At 49.8% G+C, this 15,526-nt stretch carries 10 protein-coding genes; 3 read left to right on the forward strand and 7 right to left on the reverse strand.

The window, feature by feature from the left end:
• Positions 1–52 precede the first annotated feature (52 nt).
• The 4 genes from FGS84_RS15275 to FGS84_RS15290 form a co-directional block, all read right to left on the reverse strand.
• On the reverse strand, positions 53–1,723 hold the full coding sequence (locus FGS84_RS15275) for a histidine kinase N-terminal 7TM domain-containing protein (protein WP_138309405.1): 1,671 nt from the start codon (positions 1,721–1,723) through the stop codon (positions 53–55).
• Between the two features lie 131 nt (positions 1,724–1,854).
• The gene (locus FGS84_RS15280; protein ID WP_243129987.1) at positions 1,855–4,653 is read right to left on the reverse strand and encodes a hypothetical protein; all 2,799 of its coding nucleotides are present in this window, start codon (positions 4,651–4,653) and stop codon (positions 1,855–1,857) included.
• 310 nt (positions 4,654–4,963) lie between these two features.
• On the reverse strand, positions 4,964–5,872 hold the full coding sequence (locus tag FGS84_RS15285) for a PHP domain-containing protein (protein WP_138309407.1): 909 nt from the start codon (positions 5,870–5,872) through the stop codon (positions 4,964–4,966).
• Positions 5,829–7,025, reverse strand: coding sequence for an MFS transporter (locus FGS84_RS15290; protein ID WP_138309408.1), 1,197 nt, complete (start codon positions 7,023–7,025; stop codon positions 5,829–5,831). Before FGS84_RS15290 ends, FGS84_RS15285 begins: the two co-directional genes overlap by 44 nt.
• A gap of 158 nt (positions 7,026–7,183) precedes the next feature.
• Here FGS84_RS15290 and FGS84_RS15295 point away from each other — a divergent pair, with 158 nt between their 5' ends.
• A complete protein-coding gene (locus tag FGS84_RS15295) occupies positions 7,184–8,086 on the forward strand; it encodes an AraC family transcriptional regulator (protein WP_138309409.1) in 903 nt (300 codons plus the stop codon).
• A gap of 273 nt (positions 8,087–8,359) precedes the next feature.
• Here the strand turns inward: FGS84_RS15295 and ppdK are convergent, their stop codons facing one another.
• The 3 genes from ppdK to FGS84_RS15310 form a co-directional block, all read right to left on the reverse strand.
• Entirely contained in the window at positions 8,360–10,990 is a 2,631-nt protein-coding gene (gene ppdK / locus FGS84_RS15300) for a pyruvate, phosphate dikinase (RefSeq protein ID WP_138309410.1), read from the reverse strand.
• 488 nt (positions 10,991–11,478) lie between these two features.
• Positions 11,479–12,168, reverse strand: a complete 690-nt coding sequence (locus FGS84_RS15305; RefSeq protein ID WP_002567780.1) for a response regulator transcription factor — start codon at positions 12,166–12,168, stop codon at positions 11,479–11,481.
• Positions 12,140–13,660, reverse strand: a complete 1,521-nt coding sequence (locus FGS84_RS15310) for a HAMP domain-containing sensor histidine kinase (RefSeq protein WP_138309411.1) — start codon at positions 13,658–13,660, stop codon at positions 12,140–12,142. The genes FGS84_RS15305 and FGS84_RS15310 overlap by 29 nt, the downstream gene beginning before the upstream one ends.
• A 285-nt stretch (positions 13,661–13,945) precedes the next feature.
• On the opposite strand from FGS84_RS15310, the gene FGS84_RS15315 reads away from it, so the two are divergent.
• Positions 13,946–14,560 carry a CDP-alcohol phosphatidyltransferase family protein gene (locus FGS84_RS15315; RefSeq protein ID WP_138309412.1) on the forward strand — a complete coding sequence of 205 codons (615 nt, stop codon included), beginning with the start codon at positions 13,946–13,948 and terminating at the stop codon, positions 14,558–14,560.
• A 22-nt stretch (positions 14,561–14,582) separates the two neighbouring features.
• The gene (locus FGS84_RS15320) at positions 14,583–15,473 is read left to right on the forward strand and encodes a phosphatidylserine decarboxylase (protein WP_138309413.1); all 891 of its coding nucleotides are present in this window, start codon (positions 14,583–14,585) and stop codon (positions 15,471–15,473) included.
• Positions 15,474–15,526: the final 53 nt, after the last annotated feature.

Consider the following 15,526-nt stretch of genomic DNA (forward strand, 5'->3'; position numbering starts at 1 on the left):
TCCTGGTATGCGGCTTGTTTTTGCCGCACCGGTCTTTCTGCCGCACCAGTCTTTACACCGCACCGTTATTGCGCCCTGCAGCTCCATAGGGCAGACTTATATATATCTGAAATCCTTCCCCGTCTCCGGATATGAACCTGACGGTTCCCCCGGCCTGTTCCGTCCTATGGCGTATACCGCGGATTCCATTTCCGTCTTCTATGTGGCTGCACCCGTCCCCGTTATCAAAGATATACAGATTCAGGCTGGCTGCGCCGAATTTAAGTATCACATCCATATGCGTTGCATGGGCATATTTAAGACAGTTGGTAATGGCCTCCCTGAGACAATCATACACAACAGGGGACAAATGGGAATACGCCTGCCTGTCTTCCCCCTGTATTTCCACCTCCACCTCAAATTCCTTTACACTGCCTGCCAGCTGGTATATCCCCTGGGTGATGAGGCCGCAGGAGGCAGACTGCCTGAGATTATTGATGGAACAGCGCAGCTCCCGAATCCCGCTGCCTGCCAGTTCCTGGGCCTGGGTCAGGTATTCTTCTATGCTTCCGTCCTGTCCGCGGTCCTGGCCCAGACCGTTTTCCCCCTTATATGCAATACGTATCAGCCTGAGCAGGGAATTAATCATGGTCAGCGTATGGCCCGCGGTGTCATGCACCTCCTGGGCAATGCGGTTTCGTTCCTTTTCAATGGCAAGGCTCTGGTTGGAAACAGCCAGTTCCCGTCCCTGCTCCAAAAGCTGATAATATCGGCCCACATCCGTAAGCATGACGGTTCCTGCAATCATATCCCCCTTTTTATCCTTATGGATATACTGCCTTACTTCCAGTTTCCGTGTTTCATCACCATCTTCCAGCGAAAATACAGGCGCATGGGAATCCGCAGAATCCATGGCAGCGCCCCTTTCCTCCAGCATATTCCTGAGCAATTCCATCTCATCCCCGGTCCGCAGCCCCAGCCACTGTCCGGCGGCTCCGTTGCAGTAGGTAATCCTGCCGCGCCTGTTATATACCACCACTCCCTCTGCAATGGAATCAAATATCTTATCAAAGGCCATGGTATTGACATCCAGGAAATCATACCGGAACACAGCCAGCAGCATGAGAATACTGGACAGGGCAAAGGCAGGGGGCGTCAGGTCAAATCCGGTTCTCACCAGCCCTGTCATGTAAAGCAGGTTAAAGGCCAGCGGCACTGCCGCCGCCAACAAAATGACAACAATATGCGCCAGGGCGACACGGTTCTTTTTGAAAGCCATCAGCACCACCGCCATGCCGGCCAGCACACAGATATATGTATAGGCCATGTGAATATAGAACACCGGTCCGTACACCACCTGCGCCACCTCAAAACGGACATAAAACAAATGATGGTATTCATTGGTCAGAAGGACTGAATAGTTAACAGCCGATATTCCAAACAACAGCAGTTCCGCTGCATGGCCCGGTTTTCTCCGGCTGTAAAGGAATGCAAACTCCAGCCATGCCGGTCCGATGAAACTGATTCCTATGTAAGAAATGCCGTATGCCAGGTACTTCATTCCCTTCGTCATAGGGAGAGCCGAAAACAGCTGCGGTATACACCATATAATGATAAGGAGCTGGCAGACTGCCAATGCTCCTGTGGTCCTGTTTTTATCTGCCTTCATCAGCAGCCAGCCCGATGTATACAGAGACAGGCCGATGGCGGAAAGATAGGCAATTTTAAGCATGATATCAAGCATATACCAAACCTCCTCCGGGCAGATTGCCCGTACATTTCACCTATAAGGCAAAACAGGGCACAGGCATGGCCTGTACCCTTGATTATAGCCTCTGAGCCGCTGTGTGTCAAAAGAATTGTGGCTGCGGCCTCTCAGCGCTTTTTCATTTCATTCACCGCTGCGAATACAATGAGTCCCAGTCCTGCCGCCAGAAGATACACCCACCATGACAGGCTGAGCCAGAAATCCTTTGTCATGTAAAGGGCCACGGAAATGATGATAATGCCGGAAATCCGAATCCATCTCATGCATTTTCTCATATGCGCTCCCAGGAATACCGCCAGACTGACAGCCTCCAGTATCAGAGCATCCCACACCGCTCCTGTGGATACTGCATCCAGAGCCATAATTCCCAGGCACAGGCAGTAAAGGCCGGTCCGGATATTTGTTATCTCCTTCCCGTTTCCCCATATGCGGCCCAGCCCCCAGGCGAACCCTGCTGCAGGGACCAGCTGTATCTCCAGACTGAGTATCTCAGGCCACCGGATAAACGGCTGCAGCCAGAATGCCGTCACTGCCAGGGCCGCTGCCAGGGTTAATGCCATCCTTCTCCACTCTTTGAGAGCAGCAAACTGAAGTACGTACAAGGCCGTCAAAAGGATATATGCACACTGCCATTCCCGGCCCGCCTCCCAGGTCATGGGGAGCAGGACAAGTATGACCAGAATGTGGAACCAGTCCACATCCCATCCCCTATTTTCTCCTTCCCGGCATACTATGACAGGACGGTACCGCCGGAACAGGAATCCCGAAAGAATGAGCAGTGCTGCCGTGGCGCCGTACACCTGGTTTTCCGTCAGGCCATACCTTGCAGCTGCTGTCAGCGGAAGGGGAAGGACAGCCGCTGACGCTGCCAGATGAAGCCAACTACATCCGCCTTTGTAGAGAAGTACATAAAAACCGGCAAATGCAGCCCCACAGAGTGCCATATTCCAGAGCGCCAGGGATGCATCACTGTAAAATGCAGCCATCATCAGCAGAAACACCGCCAAGCCCGTCACATTCCAGAACACTTCCCTGAGTTTGCTCCGGCCGCAGCGCATAAGCACCGCATGTTCCAGGCCGTAAACAGCCGCCACCAGCACCATCCGGAGCACACCATTTGCCGTCATGCTTTCCGCTATGATATATACGCCTGCCATGGAGTACAGACAGCTGCCTTTGATAAACCGCTCCTGCTCCGCATGTTCCCTGCCAAGGGATTTCACCAGCAGGTATACGGCCAGCAGAAGGAAAAACGGAAGGGGCTCCCGGTTTCCCAGCCGCAGGATTACCTGGGCAGCCGTACCAATAGCCAGAACCGGAATACAGAACCGGTCTTTTTTTACCCAGTCCCACACAGCCACAGCCAGCACATATCCCCATACAATTGCATCATACCCAATGTCCATGCCCGGTATCCGGTTTAAAACCGGCCAGCCAGTGGCAGTCAGGGCAAAGAGCACTGCCGGGATACCGGCGCGCAGAACCGGGTATTGCCTGCCCCACTCTGCCATGACTGCCGCCAGGAGAATCACCCCTGCGAATGCAGTCAGCTGCTTTCCTATATTATCCCAGATAAACATGGCGTCCAGCATAAGGATTGCCGTGTCAATGGCCAGAACCGCGGTAAAAATACATCCGCCCGGCAGATTGCCAAGAGGACTTCCAAGTTTTCTCTCACCCAGGAACCATACGCCTGTCATAACTGCTGCCAAAAATAATTGATATGTATAGTCAACGGGAATACAGAAACCTGCATATTGGAAGAATATCATTACGGCGAGACTGTGAAGTGTCTTCATTTCCGGGCTCATGCGGCGCAGAGCCGCAATAGCTGTCCCGGCTGCCATCATCCCAAATGCCAGGGTATTCCAGATTGTGATTTCCTGTATTCCCGGCACCATAATTCCCGTCATGAATTCTATCCATCCTGCAATGGCTTCATAGGCCATGATTCCGCTTACCATCCAGAAATGAAGCATTGCGAAGAAGCCCAATTCCCCCATCAATTCACTTGCAAATCCGCCTGCCGGGGTACCCGCAGAGTCCTGGAGCCTTTGTTTTCTCCTGTAAATCTCACTTCCTCCCAACAGAAGGAAGGAATAATACATCATGCCGTTAACGCAGTCAGTCCCTTTGCACTTCAGCGCTCCCATCAAAAACAACATGCTGACCGTTATTCCCCACAGACATGCCTGGGTGTAAACCTTATTATGAAATCTTCTGATTTTAGAAAAAAGAGCAATTTCCGTGGCCACACTGCCTGCCAGCAGTACGCGGAAACGGTTCTCTCCCTTTAAAATAAATTCCGGCCCCAGCAGTTCAAAATATCCCGCCGCCAGAACAGTCAGAAACAAAAACACACTGCCCAGTATATAAAACGCCTGTCCGGTCCGCTCTATCTTAAAAAATCGTTCAGCTGCCCGGCTTGCCCCGAAAAACAAACCGGAAAACCCCAGAACCATAACTACCTTGGAAAAGCTGGGAAGCACATGCCATGCCGTGGTCGCAAAAATCAGACCGGCCAGCACCACAAATATAACTCCGATGATTAAGGCTGCCGTACCCTGGTAGAATCCTGCGCCATTTTTCGGTATCCGTACTGCGGCAGTATGCTTTCTGGGTAAATGCGGATACGCGGTGATGCCTGTTTTTGCTGCGGCAGGTCCGGCCTCTTCCGTTATGCACCCGTTTTTCTCCGGCGCCTTCCAGTCAGACCTGCTTGCCAGGGTGTCCTTTAGGACCGCATTTCCTTTAAGCTGCGCTGTTTCATCCATTTTACCCAAAACACGGTTAAGTTCCTCTATCTTCCTTTTATACCGGCTGTTCACCACAGCCAGAACAATTATAACAGCCATCTCGGCAAATGGAGCCACCAGCCAAATCAACAAAATTACAAACCACTCCATACCCATTCCCCTTTCTGCAAGTTCCTTTTTCCGATAGCGCCTATGTGGATTTCCTCTTCATGCTTTCATTATAGAGAACAAATCCGGCCAGTCATAGATGTTGTCCGTCATTACAGCAGTGACATTTGTCACTGATATCTGATTCTGCACCGTATTATCCGCATATTCTAATCCGGCAGGCAGCTATTTCCCCAAACATAAGACAGCAGCCACCGGCAACCGCCCCTTTCCGGGAACGGATTGCCAGTGACTGCCGTATATAAACCGTATTTAGTTATCTCCAGCCTCTTTAACTATTTCCAGCTGTATTCTATTCACTCTCCCCAATGACAGGCCCCAGCTGCTGCACCATTTTCTCATAAGGAACCCTGCATCCATGGCCCCCAACCAAAATGGACGGCTTTGTCTTTCCATGATAATCACTTCCGCAGGTAAACATCTTCCGCCTGTCACATGCCGCCTTATGATAAAATGCAGCCTGCTCCTCTGAATGGTAGCTGCTGAATGCCTCAATTCCATCCAACCCTGTCTCAAGTATGGGGTCCAGCAATTCTGCATGATTCCTCAAATTAACCCCCGGATGCGCCAGCACCGCATAACCTCCGTTTCTGTGTATGATATCCACCACCTGCTCCAGTTCCGGATAATCTATTTTTACATAGCAGCATTTTCCCTGGGAGTAAAAATCCCAGTAAAAATTAACAAAAGGGTTATCTCCCCTCTCTCCCCCTTCCCTATAGGGAAGAAGCAGGGCATGGTTCCTGTATTCTTCCTTCCCCAGGAGCACCTCCGCGAACATTTCCCCGGTCCACCGGTCCTTCCAGTAATAATCACGGGCCAGTTCTGCCATGTCTTCCTCCGTGACATCAAACCCCATTTTCCTGGTTGCCTGAAGCATATGCCGGGATGCAGCCGCTGCCTGGTTTCCTATGTTCTCCTCTATATATGCAAAATCATCGCTTTTATAGTCAATTCCATACCCCAATACATGGAGGTTCACTCCCTCAAATGTACAGTCAATCTCAATCCCCGGAACATACCTGATTCCCGCCCTCCGGGCAGCCTGGCTGCCCGCCTCATTTGCCCGCACACTGTTGTGGTCCGCAATAGCCATCACACAGATGCCGTTCATGCCGCATCGCCTCACCAGCTCCTGTGGGCTGAATTCACCGTCATCACTGTAATAGCTGTGCATGTGTAAGTCCATTAACTTTTCCATCCTGAACCTTCCCCATCCTTTCTGTCATCCCTATCATCAATACAACAAATACAATCAGGCACGCCGGATACAGGGTCACGCTGATACGTTCCGCCGCCAGCCCAAACAGCGGAGGCATAAATGTGGACCCCACATATGCGCAGGCCATCTGCATCCCCATCATGGACTGGGAATACTGCACCCCAAAGTTATCCGGTGTTTCGTGGAGCAGGCTGGGATAGATTGGCGCACAGCCCAGCCCCACCATGACAAGTCCAGCCAGCACAGCTCCGCGGCCAGCAGGAAGAAGCAGCAGCACAGTCCCTGCAAAGGCAGTCATCTGTCCGCACCGCACCATGTTCCTGTCACCCAGACGGTCCGTGACAAAACCGCTGGCCAGTCTTCCCAGGGTAATACCCAGGTAAAAAAAGGAAGCCCATTTAGCCGCTGTCTGAGGTGCAATCCCTTTGTGCAGTACCATATAACTGCTGGCCCACAGGCCGGCTGTGGCTTCAAGGGCGCAATAACAGAAAAATGCTGTGAGCACTGCTTTTGCTCCCGGAAGCCGCAGCCCCTCTCTCAGGCTAATCTGCTTATGGGTATCCTCCCGGCCGCTGTTCCCATCTCTCTTTATCTTCCACAGCGGAAGCGACAGCACCAGGAAGACAGCCAGCCCTATCTGAATCCCTCCCACCACCATGTAGCCGGAATTCCACTTAAGGCCTCGGGTCAGGCATAATCCCATGATATAAGGTCCGGCTGTTGCGCCGATTCCCCAGAAGCAGTGAAGCCAGCTCATATGGCGGGATTTATAGTGAAGGGCCACAAAGTTATTCAGCCCCGCATCCACGCTTCCCGCTCCCAGTCCATAGGGAACAGCCCAGACACACAGCTGCATAAATGAGTGGGAAAAGGAAAACCCAAACAGTGCCGCTGCTGTCATGGCAACACTTACGACAGTCACTTTTCCGGTTCCAAAAGCCCTGATAAGCCTGTCGCTGAAAAGGCTGGAAATAATGGTGCCGCCTGCTATAATCATACTGATGATTCCCGCATAGGACACAGACGCCCCCAGCTCCCGGTACATGGATGGCCATGCAGAGCCCAAAAGTGCGTCCGGCAGTCCCAGACTGATGAATGCCAGATAAATAATTACAAGTAATAACTGAAACATCTTATCCTCCTGCTTATCAGCACCAGAAGCCCCTGCTCCGGCCTCCTGGGTGCTAAACATTATATAAATATACACCAAAAGAATATCGTCTTTTTCATCTTGATTCAACCCGATTATCGACTTATAATATAAGAAAAACGACCAATTGGAGGATTGCCATGGCATTACAGGATTGTGCCCTGAATTTAAACCGTGCCGGCAGGGAGCTTCAGCCCCATGGAACGCCGGACTTTCCCTGTGCCGGATACTCTTCTGAATACACAGACAGTGCCGGAGATGTGGTTCCCTGGCACTGGCATGAGGATTTGGAAATCCTATACGTTGCATCCGGCTGTCTGCGTCTGCAGGTTCCGGGCAAAGCCTTTCATCTGAAGCAGGGAGAAGGCGCTGTGGTCAATTCCAATATACTGCACTTTGCTGCAGCAGAGCCTTTTTGCCAGCTTCATTCCCTGGTCTTTCATCCCCTTCTGGTTGCCGGGGGAAAAGATTCCGTATTTTCCAAAAAATATGTAACTCCCCTTCTCCAGTGCAGGATTTTTGACTGTTGTCCCCTGGACCTTCTGGAGGATTCCCCCGGTGAGGAGGGTCCTGCCGGTAGTTTCACCGCTGCCTTTGATGCATTTTACAGGGAGCCAATGGGATACGAATTTGTGGTCCGGGATGAGCTATCCCGTATCTGCTGTTCCCTGTACTGTCACTATGCCCATGCAATGGACTCCGGAGAGCCGGTTCCGGATACGGATAATATACGTATCCAGAAAATGATAAGCTTTATCCATGAGCATTTTAATGAAAACCTGGACCTGGCCCAGATTGCCAGAGCAGCGGATATTGGTGAGCGTGAGTGTCTGCGGTGTTTCAAACGCGCCATTCAGACCTCTCCCATGCAGTATCTTCTGAAGTACAGGGTAACCCAGGGAGCCTCCATGCTCCTTCGCAGTCCCGGCAGCAGCATCTCCACCATAGCAGGCATGTGCGGATTTAACAGTCCCAGTAACTTTTCCCAGATGTTTGGCCGGTTTTTCAAATGTACTCCCAGGGAATACAGAAGGGACAAATAGCCTCTTCTTCCGGCAGCAGGAAGAGGGGGCTTACCCGGATTTAATGATTTCTTTCTTACTCTCTGTTACAGCAGGTGTAGCAGCCTACCACATTTGCAAATGGCCAGACAGAGATAACCGCGACAATCAGCCGAAATGAAAACCCCAGAGTGGCTGCTCTGGGGTTTTCGCTTTGTGCCCACATGGACATCTGATTTCTTTCTTTTGCCTGATTTTATTATATCAGACACTGCTTACAAAATTAAGCATAGTTTTTCACCGAACAAACGGCCGCTATTTATTATTCAGAGCTGCCTGGGCTGCTGCCAGACGTGCAATCGGAACACGGAATGGTGAGCAGGATACATAGTTCAGACCAATCTTGTGGCAGAACTCAACAGATGACGGGTCACCGCCATGCTCGCCGCAGATACCGCACTTAAGGTCTGTTCTCGTAGCGCGTCCCTTTTCAACAGCCATCTTAACCAGCTGCCCAACGCCTTCCTGGTCCAGTCTTGCAAATGGGTCAGACTCGTAAATCTTAGCCTTGTAGTAGGAATCCAAGAACTTGCCGGCATCATCACGGGAGAAACCGAAGGTCATCTGTGTAAGGTCATTGGTTCCGAATGAGAAGAATTCTGCCTCTTCTGCAATCTTGTCAGCTGTAAGGGCTGCTCTTGGAATCTCAATCATGGTACCGATGTGATACTGGATGTCGGAATTCTTCTCCTTCTTAACCAGCTCGGCAATCTCAACCACTACGTCCTTAACATACTTAAGCTCTTTCTTCTCGCCTACTAACGGAATCATAATCTCAGGAATAATGTCGTATCCGCACTCTTCCTTAACTTCGATTGCAGCTTCCATGACAGCTCTTGTCTGCATCTTGGCGATTTCCGGATAGGTAACAGCCAGACGGCATCCACGGTGGCCCATCATTGGGTTGAACTCATGGAGTTCAGCACACTTAGCCTTAACATCCTCAACCGTCATTCCCATATCATCAGCCAGAGCCTTGATGTCCTCTGGGTCGGTAGGAACAAACTCATGCAGAGGCGGATCCAGATAACGAACGGTCATGGGTCTTCCCTCCAGAGCCTTGAACATGGCCTTGAAGTCGCCCTTCTGGAACGGAATCAGCTCATTTAAAGCCTCTTCTCTCTGCTCAACTGTCTCAGACAGAATCATCTTACGAATCTTTGGAATTCTCTCTGCGTCAAAGAACATATGCTCTGTACGGCAGAGACCAATGCCCTCAGCGCCCAGCTTAACTGCGTTCAGGGTATCTGCAGGGGTATCTGCGTTGGTGCGTACGCGCAGGGTCCTGAACTGGTCAGCCCACTCCATGATACGCTCAAAGTTTCCGCTTACAGTTGCTTCCTGTGTAGCGATATCGCCCTTGTAAATCTTTCCGGTAGAACCATCCAGGGAAATATAATCTCCCTCATGGAATGTATGTCCGCCAAGTTCAAATACCTTAGCCTCTTCGTCAATCTTAATCTCGCCGCATCCGGATACACAGCAGGTTCCCATACCGCGTGCAACAACTGCTGCATGGCTGGTCATACCGCCGCGTACAGTCAGGATACCCTGTGCTGCGTGCATACCCTCAATATCCTCTGGGGATGTCTCCAGACGAACCAGGATAACTCTCTCGCCTCTGCCGCCCTTGCCGGCATCCTTAGCCTCATCAGCTGTAAAGTATACCTTACCAGCTGCAGCACCAGGAGATGCAGGAAGTGCGCTTCCGATTACTTCGCCGGCCTTCAGTGCTTCCGGAACAAAGGTAGGATGCAGTAACTGGTCTAAGGACTTAGCCTCGATTCTGCATACAGCCTCTTCCGGAGTAATCATGCCTTCGTCTACTAAATCGCAGGCAATCTGGATGGCTGCAGGAGCAGTCCTCTTGCCGTTACGTGTCTGTAAGAAATACAGCTTGCCTTCCTCAATGGTGAACTCCATATCCTGCATATCGCGGAAATGGTTCTCCAGCTTCATGGCCAGGTCCATAAATTCCTTGTAGCACTCAGGAAGGTCTTCTGCCAGTTTGGAGATTGGCTGTGGTGTACGGACACCTGCAACCACGTCCTCACCCTGTGCATTAATCAGGTACTCGCCGTAGATTCCCTTTGCACCGGTGGATGGGTTACGTGTAAATGCAACACCTGTACCGGAGGTCTCGCCCTTATTTCCGAATACCATGGTCTGAACGTTAACAGCAGTACCCCAGTCGCCGGGGATATCGTTCATACGGCGGTATACGATGGCACGTGGGTTGTCCCAGGAACGGAAAACAGCCTTAACAGCGCCCATCAGCTGTTCGGTAGGATTCTGCGGGAAGTCCTCGCCATTCATGGCTTCCTTATAAACAGCCTTGAATTTTGCTGCCAGCTCTTTTAAATCATCTGCTGTCAACTCTGTATCAAAATGTACGCCCTTTGCTTCTTTCATCTCATCGATGATTTTCTCGAAGTAGGACTTCGGAACTTCCATAACAACGTCAGAATACATCTGGATGAATCTGCGGTAGGAATCGTAAGCAAATCTTGGGTTGCCGGTCTTCTTTGCAAATCCCTCAACTGCAACGTCATTTAACCCCAGGTTCAGGATTGTATCCATCATACCAGGCATGGATGCGCGTGCGCCGGAACGGACAGAAACCAGTAACGGGTCCTCTGTATCGCCGAACTTCTTGCCATTGATACCTTCCAGCCAGGTAATTGCCTCAAAAATCTGGTCCTGAATTTCCTGTGAAATCTGCTTGCCACAGTTATAATATTCGGTACAAGCCTCTGTTGTAACAGTAAATCCCTGTGGAATGGGCATTCCCAGGTTTGTCATCTCTGCTAAGTTGCAGCCCTTGCCGCCAAGAAGGTTTCTCATTGCCGCACTGCCTTCGTGGAACTTATAAACCCATTTTGCCATAAGTTATTTCCTCCTCATGTTCTTGTAGACTGGCATTCTACGCTCTATTTTATGCCTTTCTTTCTGAACGGAACAAATATAAATGTCTTGTCCGTCCACCTCGTTCATTATATCACAAAGATTTCGCGAGTAAAGAGTTTTTCCGTGAAAATTTGTTAAATTTTAAGGTAAAAACGCTGTAAGCACTTTCATTTTCTGTCATTTTCACATATCCGTTGCGCGGTCGCATATACGAATTTTCAATGGTATATGCACTGAACTTTGCGGATATCCCTGCATCCGACCAAAAGTCGAACCGAATCCCCTTCCTTTTCATACATGTAAGCTCTTACAACTTTTAAAAGTCAGACAGAACGTACAAAGGCAGGTAACCACCCAAAAAGAAATCCCGTGTACTGGCATACACGGGATTTCGCTTTGTGACCACATGGTCTTAACTGCTTTCTTAGCTATATTCGTTTTACATCAAATCCCACGCAAAGTCAAGTTTACACCTTAAAGCGGTACCCAACCCCCCATATCGTCTCGATATACTGCGGTTTGGCCGTGTTAAACTCAATCTTCTCCCGAATCTTCTTGATGTGCACCGTTACCGTGGCAATGTCCCCAATGGACTCCATATCCCATATCTTGCTGAACAGCTCTTCCTTTGTAAATACATGGTTAGGGTTCTGGGCCAGGAAGGTCAGAAGGTCAAATTCCTTTGTGGTAAAGGTTTTTTCCTCTCCATTCACCCATACACGGCGGGCTGTCTTATCAATCTTCAGGCCGCGTATTTCAATCAGTTCATTGGCTGGCTGTCCGCTGCCAATAAGGCGCTCATAACGCGCCATGTGCGCCTTCACCCTTGCCACCATTTCGCTTGGGCTGAAGGGCTTGGTGATATAGTCATCGGCTCCCAGCCCCAGTCCCCTTATTTTGTCAATATCCTCTTTTTTAGCTGAAACCATGATGATGGGCGTGTTCTTTACTTCCCGCACTCTTTTGCATATCTCAAATCCATCGGTGCCGGGCAGCATCAGGTCCAGAATCAGAAGGTCATAGTCTTCCTTCAGCGCCTTATCCAGACCGGAACTTCCGTCATTTTCAATCTCCACTTCAAAACCGGACAACTCCAGATAATCCTTCTCTAACTCTGCTATGCTCTCCTCATCTTCCACGATTAGAATTTTGCTCATCCTGTAAAACCTCCTGATATTTTCTTAGAACAAAATGAATCTCCGTTCCGATTCCTTCCTTGCTGGTGGCCCATATACGTCCCCCGTGGTCCTCCACAATTTTGCGCACGATGGATAAACCTATACCGCTTCCTCCCTGAGCTGAATTGCGCGAGGAATCCGTGCGGTAGAACCGGTCAAAAATATTGGGCAGGTCCTTTGCTGCTATGCCTTTGCCGTTATCCTCTATCTCTACCTGAATAAAATCACCTACGTCCTTTATCCTGATATTGATAATGCCCTTTTTCTTATCCAGATATTTCACGGAATTGCTGATGATATTATTGATAACGCGTTTCATCTGCTCTGCATCGGCAATGATGACCACGTCCTCATCCACGTAATTGAAATATCCCAGTTCAATTCCTCTGGCCTCCATATCCAGGCCAACCTCCTCCACACAGTCCCTGAAATACTGGGCCACGTTGATTTTGCTGAAGGTGTAGGGAATCTTATTGGTATCGATTTTGGAGTAAAAGGTCAGTTCGTCAATAAGCCTGTCCATATCATTAGACTTATTGTATATGGTACGGATGTATTTGTCCAGCTTTTCCGGCGAAGACGCCACGCCGTCCAGTATACCCTCCACGTATCCCTTAATAGCCGTAATCGGTGTTTTCAAATCATGGGATATGTTGCTGATTAGTTCCTTATTATCCTTATCATACTGTATCTTATCTTCTGCATTCTCCTTCAGCCGGATACGCATCTCCTCAAAATCCTGGCAAAGCTGTCCTATCTCATCATCCGCATCCACATCCAATGTGAAATCCAGGTTTCCGTCTCGAATCTTCTTCGTGGCCTCCTGAAGTTTATTCAGGGGGCTGAGAATGGACCGGTATACCCAGAATGTCAGCACGATGCCTGCAAACACCAGAATCGTAATGCCCAGTACAAGCATTTCCTTAATCATGGATTTTACTTCCGGAATCAGGTCATCTACATTTGAAATAATGAAGGCGCTTCCTTCCTCGCCGTCCGGGAACGTGAAATCCATCTGCTTAATCAGGTGCTGGCTCTCGCCGTCCAGATAAATACCGCCCTCCAAATCCCCCTTCATCATATCAAACTGGGGCAGTTGGGCGCATATGGCCTCCCCGGCCACTTCGTTGCTGTCTCCGCAGTATAGGATAGTATCTCCTTTTCGCACAATCAGATATGCATAGTGGCTTTTCAGTTCCGCATTGACCTTATCCAGATATGATAAATCATCATAGAGACCCGGGTCATTGTTAAGTGTCTTCCTGATGTCCTCCTGGGAACGCTTGGTAATACGGTTAAATATCTGCATGGAATTGCCGGAGAACAGGTCCACCTGCTCCGTAAGTCCGTATTCCTTGGTAAAAGACCTGGTCTGATAATTGCTGAGTGCAAGGACCAGCAGATAAAACAGCAGCATGGGAACGATGGTTATGGTTAAAAATGCCACCGCAAGACGGGTCCTCAGTTTCATAAGTCCCATCCTCCTTTGTCGTGTTACGGTCTGACATTACTAGTACTGCATCGTATAAGTTTCATGCATATACAATGCAGTACCTGCTTCTGTCTGAAAACAAAGACAGTCTGTCATCCGTTATTGCTAGTATATCACAATTACTAATATTCGTTTATAAAAGGTTTCTAAATTTTATGAATAAAAGTCCTGTTTTTCCTTGTTTCCTCCTGGATTTCTGATATAATAATACTATTGTCCTTACAAAGCAAGGACCAAAAGGACGAATGATTGGGGTTATATTTTATGATAGGATTTTACAGCTACACGGTTGTATTGACATACCTTGGACTGGCTTCCGCTGCCATGGGCATGATTCTCACCATCCAGGGTTTTGCAAAATATGCATTGTTCTGTCTTGCGTTCTCAGGCCTGTGCGACATGTTCGACGGCAAGGTGGCCCGCATGAAAAAGAACCGCACCGAAGACGAAAAGCGCTTCGGCATCCAGATTGACTCTCTCTGCGATGTGGTTTGTTTCGGTGCATTTCCAATGACACTGTGCTATTCCATCGGCATGCGGGGACCGGCAGGTATTTCCATCCTTGTATTCTACCTTATTGCAGGCGTTATCCGCCTGGCATTTTTTAATGTGATGGAAGAAAGACGGCAGGACGAGACAGACGAAGCCCGCAAGTACTACCAGGGACTTCCCATTACCTCTATAGCCATTATTCTGCCCCTGTTCTGCACCCTGCGCCCTTTGCTGGGCCACAGGTTCCTGTCAGAGCTTCACATCTGCATCCTCACAGTGGGGCTGCTGTTCATCATTAACTTTCCCCTGCGCAAGCCCGGCTGGAAAATGCTGACCCTTCTGGTCGCCCTTGTATCCTGTGCACTGATTAAGATATATTTCTTCTGATAATAAAGAAAGGTGTGATTCCATGCAATATGCAGACAGAACCGGCCGCTCTCTGGGCGGCAGCACCCTCCAGGACCGTTTCCTGGAGAATTTATATGCCTGTTTTCTGGGCCGTATGCTCATAAAACCCCTGACCCACCCGGCTGTTTCCGGAATCTGCGGCGCGTTTCTGGACTCTCCGCTGTCAGCGCCCTTCATACCCGGATTCAGGAAATCCGCCGGAATCTCCATGGAAGGCTGCGAAACACCGGCCGGCGGAAAATACCGTTCTTTTAACGCCTTCTTTACCCGCCGTTTGCTGCCGGAGGCAAGACCCTTTGACACCAGAGACCATATCCTGTGCAGTCCCTGCGATGGATTTGCAAGTGTCTATCCCATACGTAAAAACATGCGCCTGACCATTAAGCACACGGAATATACACTGGACCAGCTTTTAAAGGACTCCGGACTGGCTGCCCGCTACGCCGGCGGCACAGCCCTGCTTTTAAGGCTCACTGTATCTGATTACCACCGCTACGCCTATGTGGACCGCGGCCGGCGCTCCTCATACCGCAGGATTCCCGGCGTTCTCCACACAGTCAATCCGGCGGCAGCCTGCCGGCTGCCTGTCTACAAGGAGAATTCCAGGGAATATTCCCTGCTGCGTTCCCACGCCTTTGGCACGGTGCTGATGATGGAAATAGGAGCCCTTATGGTGGGGAAAATTGTAAATCATCACAAAGCCTATACCAGCATTGACGTGTTCCGCGGCCAGGAAAAAGGCTATTTTTCCTTTGGCGGTTCCTCCATCCTGCTGCTGTTCCAGCCCGGCGCTGTCTCCATTGATAAGGACATCATGCGCAACACGGCCCTGGATGTGGAAACCAGGGTGCGGATGGGCGAAGCCATTGGACAGGTAATGGAAAAAAACTAATGGACCCCTATTGAATCCAATTTAAAATTCAGAAATACAAATCCCCCACTATT

Source organism: Clostridium sp. 1001271st1 H5 (assembly GCF_005845215.1).
In the GTDB taxonomy this organism is placed as follows: Bacteria; Bacillota; Clostridia; order Lachnospirales; family Lachnospiraceae; genus Enterocloster.